Source organism: Bacillus sp. DE0042, from assembly GCF_007680225.1.
Lineage (GTDB): Bacteria > Bacillota > Bacilli > Bacillales > Bacillaceae_G > Bacillus_A > Bacillus_A wiedmannii.
Genome location: NZ_VEJP01000005.1, coordinates 154,414 through 176,191, shown reverse-complemented (window position 1 = coordinate 176,191; position 21,778 = coordinate 154,414). Strand labels below are relative to the sequence as shown.

23 protein-coding genes, 1 pseudogene and 2 other annotated features are annotated in these 21,778 nt (G+C 35.9%); of the genes and pseudogenes, 9 read left to right on the top strand and 15 right to left on the bottom strand.

All coding sequences use genetic code 11. The features are described from left to right. Positions 1-52: 52 nt before the first annotated feature. Positions 53-676, bottom strand: coding sequence for a nitroreductase family protein (locus FS802_RS19545; protein WP_001008509.1), 624 nt, complete (start codon positions 674-676; stop codon positions 53-55). 352 nt (positions 677-1,028) lie between these two features. On the opposite strand from FS802_RS19545, the gene FS802_RS19540 reads away from it, so the two are divergent. Then, positions 1,029-1,679 (top strand): GTP pyrophosphokinase, encoded by a 651-nt coding sequence (locus FS802_RS19540; protein WP_048562265.1) that lies wholly within the window; start codon positions 1,029-1,031, stop codon positions 1,677-1,679. Between the two features lie 77 nt (positions 1,680-1,756). Here the strand turns inward: FS802_RS19540 and FS802_RS19535 are convergent, their stop codons facing one another. Together FS802_RS19535 and FS802_RS19530 are read right to left on the bottom strand one after the other, a co-directional pair. Next, entirely contained in the window at positions 1,757-2,224 is a 468-nt protein-coding gene (locus FS802_RS19535; RefSeq protein WP_098653249.1) for a hypothetical protein, read from the bottom strand. A 55-nt stretch (positions 2,225-2,279) separates the two neighbouring features. Continuing rightward, on the bottom strand, positions 2,280-3,665 hold the full coding sequence (locus FS802_RS19530; RefSeq protein ID WP_098653248.1) for an alkaline phosphatase: 1,386 nt from the start codon (positions 3,663-3,665) through the stop codon (positions 2,280-2,282). A 261-nt stretch (positions 3,666-3,926) separates the two neighbouring features. Here FS802_RS19530 and FS802_RS19520 point away from each other — a divergent pair, with 261 nt between their 5' ends. Next, entirely contained in the window at positions 3,927-4,760 is an 834-nt protein-coding gene (locus FS802_RS19520) for a GNAT family N-acetyltransferase (protein WP_098653246.1), read from the top strand. A gap of 15 nt (positions 4,761-4,775) precedes the next feature. Beyond that, positions 4,776-5,654 carry an alpha/beta fold hydrolase gene (locus tag FS802_RS19515; RefSeq protein WP_000819825.1) on the top strand — a complete coding sequence of 293 codons (879 nt, stop codon included), beginning with the start codon at positions 4,776-4,778 and terminating at the stop codon, positions 5,652-5,654. A gap of 41 nt (positions 5,655-5,695) precedes the next feature. Here FS802_RS19515 and FS802_RS19510 read toward each other — a convergent pair whose 3' ends face one another. The 3 genes from FS802_RS19510 to FS802_RS19500 form a co-directional block, all read right to left on the bottom strand. Next, entirely contained in the window at positions 5,696-6,196 is a 501-nt protein-coding gene (locus FS802_RS19510) for a DoxX family protein (RefSeq protein WP_088107368.1), read from the bottom strand. A 264-nt stretch (positions 6,197-6,460) separates the two neighbouring features. Then, the gene (locus tag FS802_RS19505) at positions 6,461-6,997 is read right to left on the bottom strand and encodes a delta-aminolevulinic acid dehydratase (protein ID WP_098653245.1); all 537 of its coding nucleotides are present in this window, start codon (positions 6,995-6,997) and stop codon (positions 6,461-6,463) included. An 18-nt stretch (positions 6,998-7,015) separates the two neighbouring features. After that, entirely contained in the window at positions 7,016-7,618 is a 603-nt protein-coding gene (locus FS802_RS19500) for a histidine phosphatase family protein (protein WP_078182761.1), read from the bottom strand. A 170-nt stretch (positions 7,619-7,788) separates the two neighbouring features. On the opposite strand from FS802_RS19500, the gene FS802_RS19495 reads away from it, so the two are divergent. Continuing rightward, the gene (locus FS802_RS19495) at positions 7,789-8,127 is read left to right on the top strand and encodes a phosphoglycerate mutase (protein WP_070169126.1); all 339 of its coding nucleotides are present in this window, start codon (positions 7,789-7,791) and stop codon (positions 8,125-8,127) included. Between the two features lie 69 nt (positions 8,128-8,196). Further along, positions 8,197-8,319: a DUF4023 domain-containing protein gene (locus FS802_RS19490; protein ID WP_000071861.1), complete on the top strand. Its 123-nt coding sequence runs from the start codon at positions 8,197-8,199 to the stop codon at positions 8,317-8,319. Between the two features lie 41 nt (positions 8,320-8,360). Here FS802_RS19490 and FS802_RS19485 read toward each other — a convergent pair whose 3' ends face one another. Continuing rightward, positions 8,361-9,599 carry an eIF2A-related protein gene (locus FS802_RS19485; RefSeq protein WP_144525390.1) on the bottom strand — a complete coding sequence of 413 codons (1,239 nt, stop codon included), beginning with the start codon at positions 9,597-9,599 and terminating at the stop codon, positions 8,361-8,363. Positions 9,600-9,895: 296 nt separating this feature from the next. Here FS802_RS19485 and FS802_RS19480 point away from each other — a divergent pair. From FS802_RS19480 to FS802_RS19470, 3 genes and pseudogenes are all read left to right on the top strand, one after another. Next, positions 9,896-12,645, top strand: a pseudogene (locus FS802_RS19480) (S8 family serine peptidase). 188 nt (positions 12,646-12,833) lie between these two features. Continuing rightward, positions 12,834-13,063, top strand: a binding site (T-box leader). Positions 13,064-13,114: 51 nt separating this feature from the next. Further along, positions 13,115-13,342: a binding site (T-box leader), on the top strand. A 162-nt stretch (positions 13,343-13,504) separates the two neighbouring features. Next, positions 13,505-15,259, top strand: coding sequence for an aromatic amino acid hydroxylase (locus FS802_RS19475; protein WP_088107371.1), 1,755 nt, complete (start codon positions 13,505-13,507; stop codon positions 15,257-15,259). Continuing rightward, positions 15,240-15,554 carry a 4a-hydroxytetrahydrobiopterin dehydratase gene (locus tag FS802_RS19470; protein WP_098653243.1) on the top strand — a complete coding sequence of 105 codons (315 nt, stop codon included), beginning with the start codon at positions 15,240-15,242 and terminating at the stop codon, positions 15,552-15,554. The genes FS802_RS19475 and FS802_RS19470 overlap by 20 nt, the downstream gene beginning before the upstream one ends. Positions 15,555-15,571: 17 nt before the next feature. Here FS802_RS19470 and FS802_RS19465 read toward each other — a convergent pair whose 3' ends face one another. Then, positions 15,572-16,429 (bottom strand): VOC family protein, encoded by an 858-nt coding sequence (locus tag FS802_RS19465; protein ID WP_000009828.1) that lies wholly within the window; start codon positions 16,427-16,429, stop codon positions 15,572-15,574. Positions 16,430-16,450: 21 nt separating this feature from the next. Beyond that, entirely contained in the window at positions 16,451-16,855 is a 405-nt protein-coding gene (locus FS802_RS19460) for a DoxX family protein (protein ID WP_001071551.1), read from the bottom strand. Between the two features lie 156 nt (positions 16,856-17,011). On the opposite strand from FS802_RS19460, the gene FS802_RS19455 reads away from it, so the two are divergent. Continuing rightward, complete coding sequence (locus FS802_RS19455; protein ID WP_001020697.1) at positions 17,012-17,557, top strand: helix-turn-helix domain-containing protein; 546 nt, start codon at positions 17,012-17,014, stop codon at positions 17,555-17,557. Between the two features lie 33 nt (positions 17,558-17,590). Here the strand turns inward: FS802_RS19455 and FS802_RS19450 are convergent, their stop codons facing one another. The 6 genes from FS802_RS19450 to FS802_RS19425 form a co-directional block, all read right to left on the bottom strand. Further along, the gene (locus FS802_RS19450) at positions 17,591-17,968 is read right to left on the bottom strand and encodes a hotdog family protein (protein WP_000025009.1); all 378 of its coding nucleotides are present in this window, start codon (positions 17,966-17,968) and stop codon (positions 17,591-17,593) included. A 125-nt stretch (positions 17,969-18,093) separates the two neighbouring features. After that, positions 18,094-18,552, bottom strand: a complete 459-nt coding sequence (locus FS802_RS19445; RefSeq protein WP_098653242.1) for a GNAT family N-acetyltransferase — start codon at positions 18,550-18,552, stop codon at positions 18,094-18,096. Positions 18,553-18,608: 56 nt separating this feature from the next. Then, on the bottom strand, positions 18,609-19,187 hold the full coding sequence (locus tag FS802_RS19440) for a GNAT family N-acetyltransferase (protein ID WP_098098261.1): 579 nt from the start codon (positions 19,185-19,187) through the stop codon (positions 18,609-18,611). Between the two features lie 392 nt (positions 19,188-19,579). Beyond that, positions 19,580-19,975, bottom strand: a complete 396-nt coding sequence (locus FS802_RS19435) for an ankyrin repeat domain-containing protein (RefSeq protein ID WP_001258431.1) — start codon at positions 19,973-19,975, stop codon at positions 19,580-19,582. Continuing rightward, positions 19,942-20,760 (bottom strand): ABC transporter ATP-binding protein, encoded by an 819-nt coding sequence (locus FS802_RS19430; protein ID WP_061672377.1) that lies wholly within the window; start codon positions 20,758-20,760, stop codon positions 19,942-19,944. The genes FS802_RS19435 and FS802_RS19430 overlap by 34 nt, the downstream gene beginning before the upstream one ends. Continuing rightward, positions 20,747-21,775 carry a FecCD family ABC transporter permease gene (locus FS802_RS19425; RefSeq protein WP_002096299.1) on the bottom strand — a complete coding sequence of 343 codons (1,029 nt, stop codon included), beginning with the start codon at positions 21,773-21,775 and terminating at the stop codon, positions 20,747-20,749. The genes FS802_RS19430 and FS802_RS19425 overlap by 14 nt, the downstream gene beginning before the upstream one ends. Positions 21,776-21,778: the final 3 nt, after the last annotated feature.

Here is a 21,778-nt window from a genome sequence, read left to right as displayed (position 1 = left end):
AAACAAAAGGGATCTAAATAGAACCCTTTTGTTTAAGTAATCTATACCTTTTTTAAAATGTTTCATATGTAACAAACTCACTAATCGGCTTTCGATATCCTCGTGGGCGAATTTTAGTAGTATCGCTTTTTCCTATCGTAATCATTAAAACAGGTACTACATGCCCCGGCATATTTAATTCACTTTGCACTGCTTTTTCATCGAAACCGATCATTGGGCACGTATCATAGCCGTAATATTTAGCTGCATACATAAAAGTCATCGCACTTAACGATGCATTTCTAATCGCTTCCTCTTCCATGAAGCGTTCTCCTTTTCCTTCATATAGCCCTTTCGTTTGCTTAATTGTATCTTCATATTCACATTCATCAATCATCTTTAAAACCTTCATACCAAAATAAATATTTTCGACATTTTGGTATGCTCTCTTATCACCACAAACAAGTATTACCGCAGATGCACTTGAAACTTTATATTGTCTGAAAGCTAACTCTTTTAATCTTTCTTTTCGCTCTTGATCACGAATTACAACATAATGTGTATGTTGCAAATTGTAACAAGATGGCGAAAGCTTTGTTAGCTCAAATATTTTTTTAAAATCCTCATCAGGGATTTCTATTCCTTGTACAAATTTCATTGCGGAACGTCTGGCAATTGCTAATTCTTCAAAGTTCACCGTATAGCCTCCTTAATAACCGTAAATTCAAATATACATTAATTTATACAATTAAATAAATCAAATGAAAACACTTTAAATTATGGATAATAATGATGCTTTACAAGAAAAAGACAAAAATCTGAAACAATTAGTTCATACGAAATTCACACGAATCTATTACTATAAGAATTGTACATAGTGAATTTATTAACAATCACGTTTATTCATATAGAATCTTACTCGAAAGGAGTTGAAAGTATGAAAACTAAATATCGTTTTATGATCTCATCATTTGCTGCTTGCGCTTATATGCTTTGGTATTTAGTATAACAACAACCTCACTTGTAAATAGGAAAAGGTGTGTATATAAATGGAATATAATCAATCAACAGTTAACTACTGGAAAGCTTTTGTACTACCGTATACATTTGCTTTAGAAGAGTTAAAAACTAAATTTGAAATTATGAACCGGGAAGCTCAATTTTTAGAGGATTACAACCCGTTTGAACATATAAAAACAAGATTAAAACAACCTGAAAGTATTATTAAAAAGCTTGAGCGTAAAAATTTATTACCGACAGTTGAGAATGCGCAAACGCATTTACAAGATATCATCGGCATTCGTATTACATGTTGCTTCGTAGAAGATATTTATCATTTAAAAGAAGTCATTCAAAAGCGTGAGGATATGGAAATCATAGAAGTAAAAGATTATATCGCTAATCCAAAGGGCAACGGATATAAAAGTTTACACATGATCATTAAGTATCCTTTATCACTGAATTCTGGTACAAAAGATGTCTTTGCAGAAATCCAGTTACGTACACTTGCTATGGACTTTTGGGCAAGTTTAGAACATAAACTTTATTATAAATATGAGGGGAAAATACCTGAGTATTTAAAAGATGAACTACATGATGCAGCAATGAAAGCTGAAGATCTTGATAATAAAATGGCAACAATCCGCCAAGATATTGATGAGATCGAAGCATGCTCAAATCAAATTATGTTACCACTATAAAAAAAGGTTCTCGCCAACGAGAACCTTTTTTATTTCGCTATTTACAGGTAGGAAGACTCCCTGATTAAAGTTTCACTTTATTTCTTCCCTATCGTGCGAACTTCTTCAATTTTCCAGCCATCTTCTTCTTTTCCAAGCGCATACTGTACATTTTTCTGAAGAGTGACCTCCCCATCTCTTTCCTTTTCCTTTGTTTCAACTACAACATACCCTGCTTTACTAACTTTCATGTCTATATGTTCCAATTCAATTTTCTTATTTCCCTTTTGAAAAGCGGCTTCTTTTTGTGTTTTTAAATCTTCAGCACTAGGCATCTTCTTTGAGAATAACTCCATATGTTCAGCAAGATTTTTTTCATTTGTCGTCCATACAAATTTCTCCATAACATCTTGAATCGATTTCTCTTCTTCTTTCGTTATTTGTACCTTTTCCTCAGTTTTTGTAGTAGTAGATTTTTGTTCTATATGATTCTCCTTGGATTGACACCCGACTAGCAATACTACACCTATTAGAAGGGATCCTATTCCCATGAAAAAATCCTCCATCTTTCCCATCTCCTAAAAAGAAAAGTGAGGCATTTCGCCTCACTTTCATTTATAATTAGCGTCTTCCTTTATTCGGATCGCCACCGCCAACAATATCAAAGACACGTTTAGCGATATTTGTATTCTCTTGAACGCCAGAGAACAAGTATTTACCTGGGCCAAATGCATATACGTTTACATCTTCCCCTGTATGTCCACCTGTCGTCCATCCTGTAACCGAACGTTTATTGAAAATATCCTCAATCGTATTATCAATCTTTGTTACATCTTTTGAAGGAGCTATATCATTTACCGCTTTAATTTCTTCTGGTGTTAATTGTAAATCAATATATTTTTTCAATGTTTCTTCTACATTTGCACCTTTTGCAATCTCATTTGCCATGAAGTCTGGTGTGCGTTTTGCAGCTTTAATTGGATCTACTTTAAAGTTATACTCACCATTCGCACCTAAAGATAACCCGCCAGTAGCGTGGTCCGCCGTTGCAACGACTAACGTATTTTTATCTTTTTTCGCAAACTCAATCGCTGCTTTAAATGCTTTTTCAAAGTCTTCCATTTCACTCATTGCACCTACGATATCATTATCGTGTCCAGCCCAGTCGATTTGACTTCCTTCAACCATTAAGAAGAAACCATTTTTATTTTTGTTCAAACGCTCAATGGCTGCATTTGTCATTTCTTCTAATGAAGGTGTTTTATCGGTACGGTCAATCATTTTATCTAAACCGCCTGGTGCAAATAAACCTAGAATTTGATCGTTTTTATCATTTAACAATTGATTTCGATCTATTACGTAGCTATAACCAGATTTCTTGAATTCTTCTGTAAGATTGCGATCTTTTCTAACAAAGTTATTTACACCGCCGCCAAGCATAACGTCTACTTTATGCTTTCCTTTAATTTTCTCATCAAAATAATCATTTGCAATTGCGTCCATATTTTTACGACTAATGTCATGCGCACCGAAAGCCGCTGGTGTTGCATGTGTAATTTCAGAAGTAGCAACTAATCCTGTTGATTTCCCTTTTTCTTTCGCTTGTTCAAGAACAGTTTTCACTTCTGCTTTATCATTATCAACTGCAATTGCTGCATTATATGTTTTAATTCCTGCTGACATAGCTGTTGCTGCAGATGCAGAGTCTGTAATATTTTCATGTTCATCTTCCGGATATGTCTTTTGCGTTCCTACAAGATGCTTATCAAATTCTGTAGATTCCATCTCAAAAGTTTTTGGATTATCTTTCATATAACGGTGAGCCGTCATATATGAAGGTCCCATACCATCCCCAATTAATACGATGACATTTTTAATCTTTGCATTGCTTCCGCTCTCATCTGCATTAACCTCACTAGAACGAGTAAAATTCCATGTTGCTACCGAAGTAACAGCTAACGACGCCACAACTGCAAATGGCCATGCTTTTTTTACAAACTTTTTCACTATATTGTCCCCCTAATTAGGTTATTCATTTCCCACTATCAAATTTAATAGAAGACTATTAAGAGAAAATTAGTTATATGTAAATTTTTTGTTAACTTATGTAAATATCAGTTATAATTTGTATAACTTTGTCCTTTCATAGCAACCTCCTTCCCCTTTACAATCAAAATATAAATAAGTTGGATTTCATTTAAAGTAAATCTCTTATTTAACACTTTCAATCTACTTTTATGAAAATTAATAGAAATGTGGTGAGCATTTATGAAAACAATAAAGCTAGATGAATCTTTTATTTTTGATTTACTCGACCTTTGCAAATCTATTGGATGGTTACAAGATACAGCATTTATGAAAAAACAATTCGAAATGTATCTTTCTCTCGGCACACTTATCGGTTATATGCATGAAAATAAATTGATTGCAGCTGGAGGAGTATTTCCTTTTAAAAATAGTTTTTCTACTATTGGCATGTTAATCGTCCATCCTAATTTTCAAGGCCGAGGCATCGGGCGTATTTTGCTAAATCGTTGCTTAGAACACACTCTCCCAAAAAAACCAATTGCACTTATTGCAACAAAAGCTGGCGAGCCTCTTTATACATCATGCGAATTTCAAACAGTAACGACGATTCATCGTTTTGAAAAACAAACTACTAAGACACATATTTCTCATACACAACAAGTGACAGAACCCGATCTTGTATCACTTATTTCTCTCGATCAAATTACAACTGGTGCGAATCGTTCTTTACTTTATTCATTACTATTACCAAGAACGAGCCACTCTTTTAAAATTGAGAGAAATAACTGTGTAGAAGCTTTTTCCTTATGTATACAAAAAGGTAATATATTATGCGTCAATCCGCTTATCGCAAAACAAGAGAAGGATGCTATTCAATTAATCAAGAAGATCTGTGAATATTGGAATGGCACAGTAAGGATTGATGTCCCACATTCACAATTTTCATTTCGCAAATTTCTTCAAACAGAAAATTTCCAAGAAACGCTCCTTTCACCTCTTATGATGAAAAATGGTAGCCAACTTCCTGGAAATCGTAATATGCTATTTGCTATGATAGACACAGCGTTATGTTAGAAAGGGGACACCTAATTGAAGCGATTTAGCTATTTTATGGTAGGTTGTCTTACTCTTACACTATTAGTAGGATGTAGTGCAGCAGAAAAGCCAGTAGAACAAGTAAAACAAGTAAAAAATACACTTACAGCGAAGCTAGCTACCGAGGAAAAAATGGTAGAAATAGATGGTCAAACCATTTACTTTAAAAAGATTGGTAATGAAAAACCACCTTTACTTATGATCCATGGATTTGGAGGATCGTCAGATGGTTTTCAAAAAATTTACTCAGACTTAGCAAAAGATCATACAATTATTTCTGTAGATGCTTTAGGATTCGGGCGCTCATCTAAGCCAATGGATTTTTACTATTCTTTCCCAACCCATGCAAATTTGTATTATAAACTAATGAAAAAACTAGGTTATGATTCGTTTGCAATACTGGGACACTCAATGGGCGGAGAAATTTCTCTTAATTTAACGTATTTATATCCTGAAGCCGTTACCCACCTTATTTTAACCGACGCTACAGGCGGCCCTCATACATTCGTTAATAAACAAGGTTCATCAAAACCACAGTTATCGACTGATTTAAATACCGTTTCTACTATTGCAGATTATGATGAGAGCAAAGTGAAATCCAAGCGTAATGATGAAGAGCATTACAATAAAATGAAATTATGGCCTAGACGTCTTCAAATCAATGCAAATGAAATTAAACAACCAACCTTAATTATATGGGGAAGAAATGATAGTAGCGTTTCTTGGAAAGAAGGAGAAACGTATCATCAATTCTTAAAAAATAGTACTTTCCATATTATCGAAAAAGGTTATCATGCACCATTTCGTCAAGAGCCACAAGAATTTGTAGGGTATGTAAAAGACTTCTTTAAGAACAATAAAGTTGAAAAATAAAATAAGCGGGTATCTCATTTTGAGATACCCGCTTTCATATATTAAGCAGCTTGCTTTTGGCGTTTTTGAGTTTTTGATCCTAATACTTTCGGAATAACGAAACCATCTATTCCAAATTTACCAGCGTTCATACCAGAGACTAGAACAAACATTGATAGGATAACCATTTCAGGGTTTACACCAATTGACCCACTAAACATATAGGAAAAGTTCATTAAAAGACCGAAAAAGACCGCTGTTTTTGTTAAACAGCCTACAATTAAACCAATCCCGACTAAAATCTCTCCCCACATTACAAGTGTATTAAATAGATCAACGTTTGGAATTGCGAAGTCTTGTAAAAATGATGCCCACCAAGATTGAACAGCCGGTTGTGCTCCTTTAGATTTTTCAATTGCACCTTCTAAATAACCAGTTGCATCGAATCCTTTTCCTTGTAGTTTACCGATTCCAGCCATTAACCATGTGTAACCAAGATACACTCGAATTATTGCCAACACAAAAGAAACTGCTTTGTTTTCTCTTAAAAATTGAATAACCATATCTTCCTCCTAAAGTTGTAATTAAGTTAGTTACAGATAATATAATAACATTAGTTACTTATTTTTAAAACGTTAATTATGAATAATTCGTGACATGTGTATGAAACATTAAAAACTAACGTTTATATAGTAACTTTTTTTACCTATAAAAACTTGAACATATCATACCATAGGTGATAATCATTTTCATTGAAGAAAATGTAAAAAAAATGTGAGTTAAATGTGAAACGCCTATATTCGAATATAGAATAAAGGCGTTTTTCACTATTTATAGAATTGAAATGTATGTGTCTCCTCATCGATTAATTTCGCCTCTTGAAAAGCATCTTCTAACGTTTTTTCATGGTTAATAAGCCCATAAAATAAGCGTATTGTAAGCATAAGTGCTGCATTCCCATCTACATAATCTATCGATCCAATATACGATTTCGCCCCACTACGTAAGAAAGATTCTGCTAGTTTTCTCTCCCCTAACGTACACCCACTATTTACAATATGTGTATTATGCAATTTTGCATATTTATAAATTTCTGCTGTACCAAAGTATCCCCTCGGTTCATCTTGTTCATATATATCTTCACCTAACTCTTCCATGACAAACTTTCCTTCCTCACCATGAAAGCAAAAAATAACATAATCGATATCGTTATATAAACCCTTTCCAGAAAGAATATTAATGAACTCTCTCGGTCTACCAATCCAGTATGTTACAACTTTTGCCCCAAAATATTCAAGCGATGCTCGGATTGATTGCGCCTCTAAATCCGAATTAAAACCAACTACTAATGCAACATTCAACATACACCCTCCATCCTATCATTAGATCTCATCCATCAAACTTTTAAGCGATAGATCCATTTCATATATACCCGTTTCTTGCAAAAAATCAGATCTAGTTAAAACGACTTTCTGTACATATTGCCGATACGCTGTAATTGTCCCGTCGTGAGATACAATACAAATCCTTTCAGCACCTAGCTCATAACACCAAAGAAGAAATTCATCTACTATTTGCTGACATCTATTCTCTGAAACAGTATTTATACCTTCCGTCCATAACTGCTTATTTGTATTTTTCTCTATCGAAAAATGTGGAAATAAATTTGTTATCATTCCCTGATCTACTATGTGATCACATGGCAATGTTTTCGCTCCATCTCGATAAGGAAAAATACGTGGGGATACATATGGATGGACGATTGTTTGACAAGATACTTTCGCACTCCATATTGCCGCCGTTTGTAAAGTTCTAAGTGTAGGGCTAGCAATTAATATATCCGTTTCTTGCAATGGCACATTGCATTGAAGTAATTTAGCCTGACTCTTTCCCTCATCCGTTAATGATGGATGCAACACTTGTAAACTTGACGGCAAATCTTTTGTATGTTCACCTTCACCGTGCCGAACAAAGATTAATTTCATAATCACCCTCCTCTCACTATGAAATCCTCCTACATATTTCTTCCCTATATCATCCTTTATTCCTTCTATATGAAAAATCGCGATGTAAAAAATATTTGACACAATAAATTGGAAAACATTACAATTGTATATGTAAAATACTTTTTACAAGAAAGAGGGGAATCACAAATATGAAATGGATAACCATCTTAATTGGAATGATTATATGGGGATATATAAACGGATTTTTTAGTAGTGATAAAACTGCTAATCCTTGGATTACAGATGATGAACGTGAAACAAAAATTAAACAGAAAGCAATTACAGCAAGCTGGTCTGGTGTTTTTATATTTTGTACCATTAACCTCTTAAACAAATGGTTAGGTGTAGGAACAAGCAATACATCACCTTACTTACCGTCTTCTGTCGCAACTATTTTAAAAGAAAATGTAGAGTTACAAATTTTATTTATGCTATTTATTACGTATGGCATATTTTACGTATATTATCGAAGAAAACTAAGTGCTTAACTTTTATCTCATGATTATCCGCCTAAATGGTTATAGTAATTAGGACGAAATGAAAGGAGCGATATAAAAATGAGTAACTCGAATGACTTTTTAGATACACTACATGAAAAACAAGCAAAAGATGAACAAAACAGAAAGCGTCAGGGGAACGGAAACCCCGCAAAAAAAAAGCCAAATAAAACACATAAATAACAATAAAAAACGTGCCTAAAATTATCTTTTAGGCACGTTTTTTATTCTTCTTTTACCGAGATGACATTTTCCCAGTTCCATTTCTCATAATACCATTCTGGTACATCTATATTTTCAATCCACTTCTTTTCCTGTTTTCCATCACTATCGGAAACCCATACATTGGCTTTCTTACGGTCTGAACGTATCCATATTAATTGATTGTTCTTCTTCATAAAGATGGGATGATAGTCACCTTGCTTATGAGGTGGCTTTGTGATTTGATGTTGTTCGTCGCTTGTACTATCGATCTCATATAAAGATGGTAGTGGCCTTTTTTCTGGCGGAGTTTCTATCCCTGCCTCTTTTGCTCGTGAAACGATTATTACTTTATCATTCTTCCATGCAAAATCCCAATCGACATATCCTTTCGGCGTAAATGTATTCTGCTGAAGTGCTGGCAGTTCTTTTACTTTTAAATGTTTATTCTCTAACGCAACTCTCCCGCTCCCTTCAATATAAGCTAATATATTGTTGGATGGCGCCCATTTGAACCATTGTGGGTTTAATAACATTTGATCTACCTTTTCAAATCGACTTCCATCTGCTCGAACTAAGCAAAGCGTATTACTATCAGCTGACCATGAAGCTGTCGGTACCGCTAAAAATGAAATCCACCTTTGATCTGGTGACCACTCAAACCCACTTGCAACTAGCGCTAGAAAATCATCATGTTCATTTGGTAATGCATACAAATGCTTCATTTTGTGAGGATTCATATGTGCATCTTTTTGCACTTCATATAGCTGAGCTCCTGTCCACCCTGTTGGAATTAAGTGTGCTTCAGAGGATACAAGAAACTTCTTTCCATCAGGGTACCATGCATAATCACCTACACCAGCCGATACATTTTCAAAATCTGTATTCTTTTTTTTGACATCAAACGTATTTAATGTATTCGCAAATACAAATGCAATTAGATTCTCTTTCGGTGACCATTGATAATTCGATACTTCAGATTGCAATGGCCTAACTTTCTTTCCATCTTCCAGTTGGTACAACTCCAAGGTGTTTTGCTTCTTTCCTTTAGCATAGGCAAGCCATTTTCCATCATAGGACCATTTCGGCTCTGTTATGTACTCACCTTTTGTTATTTGTTTTTCTTTCCCATCAATTTTAATCCAAAGGTCATGATGACGAATAAAAGCAACTTTCACCCCATTATGTTCCGCACTAGTACTAAAAATTGAAAATAAAAAAATAAACAAAACCACACTACTACTCACGATATTTTTTTTCATACGTCCCTCCATTTTTCTTATAGCATTCCTCATATTCCGCTTACTATATCCTAATTTCGCTCCATATTAATTGCACAATTGTTGTGGATTTATACTCAGTAAGGATGTGCTTCCCCCACTGTGGATGAGCCATTCGACATAATTCCAAAAAATTCCCCAAGAAATTTTTAATTCAAAGAGGATTGGTATGAATTATGTCGGAAGTATAGTTTAGCCAACATTCGATTTTATATTTCAGAACAAAAATGCAAGATAACTTTTCGGAATATTAGCACTTTTTATCAGGGGGAGTTTCAATGAAAAAAACTACATCTGCACTATTAAGTATGGCGCTTGTCTTTTCTAGTTTTGGAGCTTTAAGCGCGCATGCTGAATCGCTGCAAAAGGAGAAGCAATTTAGTCCACAGTTAAAAGCGAATATTGAGCAATGGGGAGAAAACAAAATCGCGCAAAATGTTGAAACAAAAACATCAAAAGAAATTTCAGTCATTGTAGAATTGCAACATGCTCCGCTCGCTTCACAAAGTAACATTCAGCATGCTCCAGATTTTAAAAATGAAAATGTGCAATCATACCATGCACAACTAAAAAAAGCGCAAGAGGATACAACAAAGAAAATTAAAGAAAAAGCACCAAAAGCAAAGATAAAAGAAACGTATAGCACGTTATTTTCTGGATTCTCTATTTCTATCCCAGGAGATCAAGTTGCTGCTTTAGCTTCTTTACCCGAAGTAAAAGCTGTTTATCCGAACTTAACATATAAATTGCATGAAACAGCAAAAAGCGCTACTAAAGAAGAAGCGCCAAATATCGGTGGACCGACAATCGGTGCACCTGAAGCATGGAATTTAAAAGATCCATCTGGAAAACCGCTTGATGGAAAAGGTATGAAAGTCGCTATTATTGATTCTGGCGTAGACTATACACCCCCCGACTTACAAGCAAACTATATCGGTGGATACGATACAGTCGATGAGGATAACGATCCGATGGATGGTATAACGTACACGGTACTCATGTAGCTGGCATTATTGCTGGTAACGGAAAAATTAAAGGCGTTGCTCCGAATGCTTCTATACTCGCTTACCGTGTCATGAACGATGGTGGAACTGGTACGACCGATGATATTATTCAAGCTATTGAGCGCGCTATTCAAGATGGTGCTGACGTTTTAAATTTATCTCTCGGTCAAGATTTGAATGTCCCTGATCAACCTGTAACAATGACGTTAGAACGCGCAGCAAAACTTGGTGTTACTGCAGTCGTTTCAAATGGAAATGATGGACCAAAACCTTGGTCTGTTGATGCTCCTGATAACGCAAGTAGTGTCATCTCTGTTGGTGCATCGACTGTTTCTATTCCATTCCCAACATTCCAAATAGCTGGTTCTAATAAATCTTACCAAGGATTACCGTTATCAAAAGCAGATTTCCAAGTAGGAAACGATGCTCAGCTTGTCTATGTTGGCTACGGTAATTCAAGCGATTACGCTAAACAAGATGTGAAAGGGAAGTTCGCCCTTGTTTTACAAGGAACTTCAAGCACGTTAGTAAAGGCAGAACAAGCGAAACAAGCTGGAGCTATCGGGGTGCTACTAATTTCTAATGAAAAAGAAATTAATATTACGCCTGAATATTTTGGCCGTGAAGAGATAGCTCTTCCAGTTATGCAACTATCAAATACAAATGGCGAAGAATTGAAAAATTTAATTACAAAAAGAAAGAAAAATATAAAGATTGGACAACCGAACAAAACCGAACTGATTGGTAACTTCAGCTCAAGAGGACCATCACAAGAAAGTTGGCTCATAAAACCTGATGTTGTTGCACCTGGCGTACAAATTACTAGTACGGTACCAAGGGGTGGCTATGAATCCCACAACGGAACAAGTATGGCTGCTCCGCAAGTAGCGGGAGCCGTTGCCTTACTGCGTCAAATGCATCCTGATTGGACGACAGAACAATTAAAAGCAGCTCTTGCCAATACTGCAAAAACATTAAAGGATGTCAATGAAAATACATATCCTGTCATGGCCCAAGGATCAGGTTTAATTAACATTCCAAAAGCAGCCCAAACAGATGCATTAGTGAAACCGAACAATGTAAGTTTCGGTCTTATTAAGCCAAATAGTGGCAAAGTGAAACTAACACAAAATATTACGTTACAAAATCTTTCTAACAAAAAGAAAAACTTTTCAACTCGTATTGAATTACTAGATACAAAAACAAAAATCCAGACTTCTTTCCCTTCTTCAATTAGTTTAAAACGAAATAGTAACATCGAAAAGCCTTTTACTATTACTGTGGATAGCTCCTTACCACAAGGTGTATATACAGGAAATCTGTATGTAAAAGAACAAGGTAAAACTGAAGAAATGCGTATCCCATTTACATTTAGTATTGATCCGAAAGAATACAAGCGTATCGATGGCGTTGAAATCGTTAATTCTACTTTCAGTCCAAATAATGACAACATACTAGATGACAACCTAATCAATTACTATTTAGTTACACCTGTTGAGGATATAGCGTTTCATGCTAATTTAATTACGAAAGACCGTGTGACATATCAAGGCATGGTATATCAAGGCAAAAACGAAACACCTGGTTATAAATCTTTCAAATGGAATGGTACAAGAAAGGACGGATCTCCGTTGCCTCATGGCTTATACCAAATCGAAGCTGTTGCTTCTAACTCTGGTGGAGAAACAAAACAAACAGGAGCTGTATTTATCGACCGAACAGCACCTAAGTTAACACACGAAATTGATCAAGAAAATCTCAGAATTAGAGGAAAAGTTGATGATATTCTACTAGATTGGATGACAGAATCTGGTTGGATTGCACCTGGTATTCCAGTAAGAATGCAATATGAAATTAACGGAAATGGTGTATGGGAGAGTGCATTCCTAAACACTTGGGAGAAAAACTACGAAATTTATTTCGATCGTAATCAATTACAAGAAGGAAAAAATACTATTCATATTGTAGCAACCGATGCAGCTGGAAATACGACTAATTTAAATGTTGATTTAGAAGTGAAATAAAGTGAAACTTTAATCAGCACTCACCAATCGGACTTTTACGGGCAGTAAGGCTTCCATCTAACTTCTTTGCTCCGGCCAAATTTTGAGGTAGGAGTTTTACTGCCCACAAATAGCGGGATAAAATTATTGTTGACAATCTTTTAAAAATAGTTTTATAATACAAAACATAGTTTAGTTGAACGAATTATATATCGGCTTTGAAGGAATACTAGTAGCGACTTATATCCCTGTCTCAGAGAACTGATGGTTGGTGCGAATCAGTACATATACAAGCGTGAATTACAATTCTGGAGCTTCTTTCCCGTAGTGCACATAATGCATGAAGAGAAAGACGGAGCTTTCCGTTATCTTAAAGTGAGTGGTAAACAATTTTTCTGTTTACAATTAGGGTGGTACCGCGATTTTTATCGTCCCTATCGGATTTTCCGATAGGGGCTTTTTTGCGTCCTTCCCTTTTGCACAATTTCATATATACGCGTTGAAAGAATCGCAGTAATATCTTATATCCCTGTTACAGAGAGCTAATGGTCGGTGGAAATTAGCACATATATAAGTATGAATTACAATTCTGGAGCTTCTTTTTCGTAGTGCTTGTACGCATGAAGGAAAAGACGGAGTTTTTCCGTTATCATTAATTGAGATGTAAGTATGTTTTCACTTACAAATAGGGTGGTACCGCGATTCTTTCGCCCCTATCGGATTTTCCGATAGGGGCTTTTTCTATTTCTCACAGAAACAAATGTTAAATAATTCCGAATCTTATGATAAAATTTTATAAGCGCTTACAATTTTGAAAGGTGGTGGTTCCAGCTATACCCAACCAATATTCAATTTTATAGAAAACAAGGAGGATGTCTAAATGACAAAGAAAACAGAAATTCCATCGCATTTAAAACCATTCGTATCCACGCAGCATTATGATCAATATACACCGGTGAATCACGCTGTTTGGCGTTACATTATGAGACAAAATCATAGTTTCTTAAAAGACGTTGCTCATCCAGCCTATGTGAACGGACTACAATCATCTGGTATAAATATAGATGCAATTCCAAAGGTAGAAGAAATGAATGACTGTTTAGCACCAAGCGGATGGGGAGCTGTAACAATTGATGGACTTATTCCCGGCGTAGCATTCTTTGACTTCCAAGGACACGGCTTACTACCAATCGCAACAGATATTCGCAAAGTAGAAAATATCGAGTACACACCAGCTCCAGATATCGTACACGAAGCAGCAGGACACGCACCTATTTTACTGGATCCTACATATGCGAATTATGTGAAACGCTTTGGACAAATTGGTGCGAAAGCTTTCTCTACAAAAGAAGAACATGATGCTTTTGAAGCTGTTCGTACATTAACAATCGTAAAAGAAAGCCCTACTTCTACTCCTGACGAAGTTGCCGCTGCTGAAAATACTGTAATTGAAAAACAAAAGTTAGTTTCTGGTTTATCAGAAGCTGAACAAATTTCACGTCTTTTCTGGTGGACAGTAGAATATGGGTTAATCGGAAATATAGATGCTCCAAAAATATATGGTGCTGGTCTCCTTTCTTCTGTTGGCGAAAGCAAACATTGCTTAACAGACGCTGTAGAAAAGGTTCCATTCTCTATCGAGGCATGTACAGGTACAACTTATGACGTAACAAAAATGCAACCACAACTATTTGTTTGTGACTCATTTGAAGAGCTGACTGAAGCACTTGAGACATTTGCTGAAACGATGGCCTTTAAAACAGGTGGAAAGGAAGGTTTAGAAAAAGCGATTCGCTCTGAAAACTATGCAACTGCTGAACTAACTAGTGGATTACAGATTACAGGTACATTCAGCGAGACAATTGAAAACGATGCAGGTAAAGTGATTTACATGCGAACAAATTCGCCAACTGCATTAGCAATTCATAATAAACAACTAGCGAATCATTCTACATCTATACACAGTGACGGCTTTGGAACACCAACTGGATTACTCACTGAAAATATTGCATTAGAAAATTGTACAGATGAACAACTACAATCATTAGGAATTACAATTGGAAATATTGCTGAGTTTACTTTTGCAAGTGGTATTCATGTAAAAGGAAAAGTAACAGATATTATAAAAAATGATAAGAAAATTGCTCTTATTTCCTTTATCGATTGCACAGTTACTTATAACGCCCGCGTATTATTTGATGCTTCATGGGGTGCATTTGATATGGCTGTTGGCTCACAAATCATTTCAGTATTCCCAGGAGCAGCAGATGCAGCATCATTTTTCCCAATTGATGAAGAAACAGAGGAAACTCCAGCACCTCTTGCATTAACTAAGCTGGATCGTATGTATCAAACAGTTCGTGATATTCGAGGTGGAGGTATTTTACACGACGCACATGTCGATCAATTAGTAGCAATTCAAGAGGTATTAAATAAATTTTATCCGAAAGAATGGCTGCTTCGCCTTGAAATATTAGAATTACTTTTAGAGCATAACAAAGGGCACGAAACATCAGCAGCATTATTACAACAACTTTCTACTTTCACAACTGACGAAGCTGTAACACGCCTTATTAACAATGGTCTTGCACTACTGCATGTAAAGGATGTGAAAAATGATGCTGCGATTAACTGAAGAAGAAGTTCAAGGGGAATTATTCAAGGTGGATAAATGGATAGTAAAAGATGAAAAATGGATTGAACGAAAATATATGTTTTCCGACTACTTAAAAGGAGTCGAATTTGTCTCTGAAGCCGCCAAACTATCAGAAGAACGTAATCACCATCCATTTATCCTTATCCAGTATAAAGCAGTCATTATTACTTTGTCATCTTGGAATGCAAAAGGTTTAACGAAACTAGATTATGAGCTTGCAAAGCAGTTTGATGAACTATTTTTACAAAACGAAAAAGCAATTATAAGAAAGTAAAAAAAGAGAAGCCTTTTTTAGGCTTCTCCTTTTATTTTGAAATGAATACAATGTCCAAATGGGTCCTCAACTTGTAATATTCCATCTTTGTACGTAGCGACTTTGCCAATATTTTTTAAGCTTTCACATACTTGCTCTTTTTGTTTTTCATCCGCTAGTACAATTGTGAAATATTTCAAGCCGACGGAATTTGGCATTTGCGGCGGTATTTCTTCACCTTGCCACGTATTTAAACCGATATGGTGATGATAGCCACCTGCCGATACGAACAACGCTCCATTACGAGCTGGGATTGTTACTTCAAAACCAAGACCATCCACATAGAAACGTTTCGCTTCTTCCAAATCAGCTACATGGAGATGAATATGTCCCATTACAGTACCCGCCGGAAATCCATTCCATGTACTTCCTTGCTGTAATAGTTCTTCACCAGCTAACGGGTTACTAACAAATGGTAGTTCTCCATTCTCATCACGCCAAACTTCTTTTTGGCGATCATGATAAATTTCAATCCCGTTTCCATCTGGATCAGCTAAATAAAGGGCCTCACTAAAGTAATGGTCGGCTCCGCCGTGCAGTGGATATACCATTTCTACAAGATGACGAAGAATATTCGCTAAATCCTGTCTGCTTGGTAATAAGATTGCGTAATGATATAACCCCGTTCTCCCTCTTTGCTTTGGTAAAGCTTCTTTCTTTTCTTCAATGATAAGGAGTGGTTCGTTATTTTCATTCCCAAATGTAACAACCATTTCATCTTCTTTTAGTACTTTCATACTTAGTACTTCTGTATAAAACTCTAGTGATTTCTTTATATTTGATACATATAAATGAACAACATCAAGTGTTGTGTCGGGATGAAGTTGAAAACTCATCTTGTTAGCCCCCCATTTAATTTAGTTCTTCTTTAACATTCTCTCTTTTAAGAAATTATCTACAAAACCGTCTGCTTTCGCAACAAATAAGTACGCACCCATTGCTAACAATGCAAGTTCTAATTCGAAGCCAGGATTTTTTCCATCTCCTAATAAACCAGCTGACCATTTTACTTTTACAATTGCTCCAACCATTACAAGTGCAAATAATAATCCAATATATCTTACACCTAAACCTAGAATTAACAATATACCACCAACTACTTCCGCTGTTGCTACACCGTATGCAAGACCTCCTGGTAAACCAATGCTTGTAAACCACCCTGCAATATTGTCAATCCCCGATTGGAATTTTGTTAAACCGTGCATAAAGAATGTTACCCCTAACACGATACGAATAATTAAGTTACCGATATGTTGATTCATTTCATTCTCTCCTTTATAGTTTTCTTATACAAAACTTTTATTTACAATACAAAACATACACTAATTTTTTTTATTCGTCAATTCATTTTCACTGGGAAAAAATATATTTTTTTTGCTATGATACAAATAGTTGTTTACAAAAAGGAGCTTGATTTTATGAATATTGGTTCTGCAATACGTGAAATTCGTCAACGTAGAGGCATAACAATTGCACAAATTTGTGAGGGAACAGGTCTTTCTAAAGGATTTATGAGTCAGGTTGAAAATAATAAAACATCACCATCTATCTCAACTTTAGAAACAATCTCCAATTTTTTAAACGTTCCCCTTCCCTATTTATTATTAGAACAAAAAGATCGGCTGAAAGTTGTCAAAAAGGTAGAGCGTAAATACAGTGTATACGGAAAAGATGAACAAAGAATTGAACATGTTGCAGAGCAAGGTGGCCTTCGCCTAAATCTTGTGGAAATTCCTGCTGGGTTTCCGAAAGAAAATATACCAAATGCCCATGAAGGGGAAGAATGTCACCTTGTATTACGCGGAAAACTAGAAGTTCAACATGGAGAAGATATTGCAATTGTAGAAGAAGGTGATTCTTTCTCTTGGAATGCATGTGTTCCTCATATTGTTCGTAATATAGGAGAAGAAACTGCATTATTACTCATCTCTAGTCATGCAGAAAATCGAAAACGTGTTTATTAAATAAAAAAGAAGCCTGTAAATCAGGCTTCTTTTTTATCCCCTTATAACTCCATAACTTGTCCCAACTAGTACAGTCTTTTCATGTTGATTGCGATAAACTGACTCGATTGAAACCTTTTTATATCCTTCCATCTGTTCAATATTTGTTAAAGTTAGTTCACAAGTGATCGTATCTCCTGTAAAAACCGGTCTAATAAACTCACTTACTAATTCTCTTGCTATGTAATGTAATTCTTCTCCTACTTTCGTTCCAATACTAGCAGTTAATAAACCATGAACCATTAAACGTCCATTTTCATCATATTCCATATGATGCCTACCTTTATCTCCTGTAATATTTGCAAATTCAAAAACCTCTTCCTCAGTAAATCTTCTTTCGTATTTAAATACATCCCCAACTTTTATACTCATTTTTATCCCCCTAATAATAAACAGAATTTTCTTTCATTTTACCATAAAATGAGTCTCAATTCATTTTCTATTACAAAAGAATTAGAAATGCTTATAACTGTACTATTTCTTTGCTTTTCGCTCATTTACCGATGACCATCTCTTTTCGCAACTTGATACCCGTAGTACGCACATGTTCCATTTCTCGATAACTCTCTCACCTCAAAACCACAACTTCTATAAAAATCAAAATTACTCGCAGATGTATGTGCAAACCAGTCTCCATGTGGCAACTTTTGCAAACAAAGAGCGACAAGTTTCTTACCTAATCCCTTCCCTCTATATTCACATTTCACAACTAAATTTACTATGTTCGCGATCATAATTCCATCAGAAATGACTCTAACCATCGCAATCATCTCTTCTTCATCCCAAATTGTGAATGCCCATGTTGAATTTTCAATTGCTATCGTGAATTTTTCAATTTGCCAAGAAGGGATATTATCATTACTCCAACCAGCATCTTCGAATAAGGTTTTAATTGCATATGCTGGCACACCATTCGTTCCCTCACGAATAATAAGGCCATTATGATAAATATACATGTAATCCCCCCTTTATTTTTATATACCATTCTTCAAAAGATGCAATTTACCTTTTTTCATCCAACGCGTTTAATGGAATAAACGAGAACGTCCATCCCATGAAATGAAGTTGTTTTCTCATAACTAAGCCCTGTTTTTCTAGCAACAAAGATTGAGGCGGGGTGATCCGGATTAATAAGAGAAATTAATTTATTCATTCGTAACGCTTGGAAACCATAGTCTCGAAATGCTGCCGCTGCTTCTTTCGCATACCCTTTTCCCCAATACTGAGGTAATAACCAATAACCAATTTCAATTTCTTCTTTTCCATCTATCTGCTGCTTTACTAACCCTGCATGACCAATTCTTATTCCCGTTTCCTTTTCAATCAATACAAATAAACCAAGACCGTTTTTATAGCTAGGAATCACCCACTCCTCCAAACTTTTTTTACATTGCATATATGTTTTTAACGTCCCATTTCCAATATAGCGCATTACCTTCTCATTTCCCCATAGCGAAGCATAGAACTGCAAATCATCCATTGTATATTTGCGAATTTGTAAACGATCTGTATGAAACATCTCTGCACTCCTTCCCTCGAATTTGTACTTAACTACACGACCATGTTTTGTATGTATATGAATTGTTACTATCTATTATAAAGTGAAACTTTAATCAGTGGGGCGGTTTTGTTCATCCTCACTCATTATTAGCCTTCACCAATCGAATATTTACGGACAGTGAACCTCCCGCCTAACTTCTTTTCCCTAGCTGAATTTTGAGGTGGGAGTCTTACTGCCCACAAATAGTGGGATAAATGAACTAATGACTAAATACAGAATATTCAATCTCTAAAGAATTAAAAAAAGACAGTAGACAAATATTGTCTACTGCATCCATATCATAACTAGCATAAAGAAAACTACAATTGAGGGGGGTGTAGGATTTTCAAATATACTAGATACTTATCCCGTTCTAACGGGCGGTAAACTTTTCAATTATATGAAAGTGAAAAGTTTACCGCACATAAGAACCTTTGCGGTCATTAAGAGAGCACCGTTAAGTACTCAAATACACGCTGTGCTTTTTCTCCACCCATTCGTGCATGTTGAAGAAGGGAAATACCATGTGGACCCGATGCACGCAATGCTTCTGGTTGTGCTACTAAAATAGCTTGTACAACTTCTAATTCTCCAAGCATCGCGGCCGCGAAAATGTCCATTCGAGCACCCTTTTCTAGTAAATAGAGAGCAATATCTTTACGACCTACATGTGCCGCTGCTCCTAACGCACTTTCCCAATCTGATCCGCCCCAATTGTAAGAGGCATGAAGTAAGCTTGGCGATTCAGCCAACAGTTCTTGTACTTTTTCTAAATCTCCGTGAGCTGCCATAACAAATTCTCTTACTAACTCAGTGGTAATACATTCTTCTGTTCGCATCTTGCTCCTCCTTTTTTAGAAATTCGTTTTGGTGTGAAAAATGGCTTGTCACTTCCTTGAAAAATATCTACCTCTATGCCGAACACACGTTGAAACATTTCATGACATAACACTTCTTCTGGTATACCGTCATACTGAAGCTGCCCTCGCTTTAATACGAGTAAACGATCACTATATTGAGCCGCTTGGTTAATATCATGTAAAACCATTACAATTGTCATGCCAAACTCCTCGTTTAATCGTTTCACAAGTTCCATTACTTCCAACTGATGAACGATATCTAAAAAGGTTGTTGGCTCATCTAATAATAAGACATTTGTACGTTGTGCTAGCGTCATTGCAATCCAGGCACGTTGTCTTTCTCCTCCTGATAAAGATTGTAAAAGACGATATTCATACCCTTCAAGATTTGTAACAGACAATGCCCAATCAACAATTTCTTCATCGTCTTTATTTAAGCCACCTCTCCATGATTTATGAGGTCCCCTTCCAAATTCGATTAATTCTTTCACTGTTAAATCTAATTGATGATCATGCATTTGTGGTAACATCGCTAATTGCTTCGCTACATCGGTACTTTTCATCGTATGAATACTTTTTCCATCTAAAATGATATCCCCTTCGCTTTGTTTAAGTAGTCTTGCCATTAAACGAAGCAAAGTAGATTTCCCTGATCCATTCGGTCCAATTAAACTAACGACCTCTCCAGCTTTAATATGTACATTCATATTTTGCATTTGAAATCTTTCAGAATGTGCGTAAAACACTTTATTAACGGAAATCACGTTGTCTTCCTCCTCTATGAATTAAATATAAGAAGAACGGACCGCCTAAGAAGGATAATAAAATACCAACAGGCAATTCAATTGGATCGAACCAACTTCGAGCTATCGCATCCGCGAAAACAAGTAATATCCCTCCGCCAAGGCATGATAATGGCAGTAAATATTTATAGTCATTTCCAACTAATAAACGTAACATATGTGGTACAACAAGACCGACAAATCCAATAAGACCAGAAACACTAACTGCAATTCCAGCTAATAGTGTACTTACTACTATTAAATAAAACCGGCTTCTCTCCACGTTATGACCTAATAATTTCGCCATTTCATCTCCAAGCATTAATACTCGAATATGCTTTATACCAAAGAAGGCTAATATAATAGCGAATATTGCATAATAAATAATCATGTTTAAATGTGCCCAACTTACACCACCAATGCCACCTGCTAACCAAGGTAACACCGATTGTACTTTGTCACTATGTAATAACATTAACGCTGACGTCGCTGCACCAATTAATGCATTGATTGATACACCTACTAAGACAATCCTTGAAGGCGGCGCCCCTTTTTGCCATGATAAAGCATAAATGACCATCGCCGTTATGAAAGCTCCTATAAACGCCCCGAGCGGTAAAAATGCCATATGCTGAGGGAATAAAATCATAATTACAATTGCTACAAGGCCTGCTCCAGATGAAACCCCGATAATACCAGGGTCTGCAAGAGGATTTCTCATAACCCCTTGCAGCAGTGCACCAGATGCTGCTAAACATGTTCCTACTATAAATCCAACGAGCACTCTCGGTATACGAAGGTCCCATACAATTCGATGAACCGTCGAACCTTCATCTTGTATCCCTGTTAGAATATCTCGTAAAGAAAAGGATAGGCTTCCTGCGAAAAGACCGTAAAAAAGACCTAAAATCGCTAATACAACTAAAGTAACTGCTATGATCCACCTTTTTTTCGCAAAAGGATGTTCCCTTTCCCTTACTACTTCACTACTTTCCATACG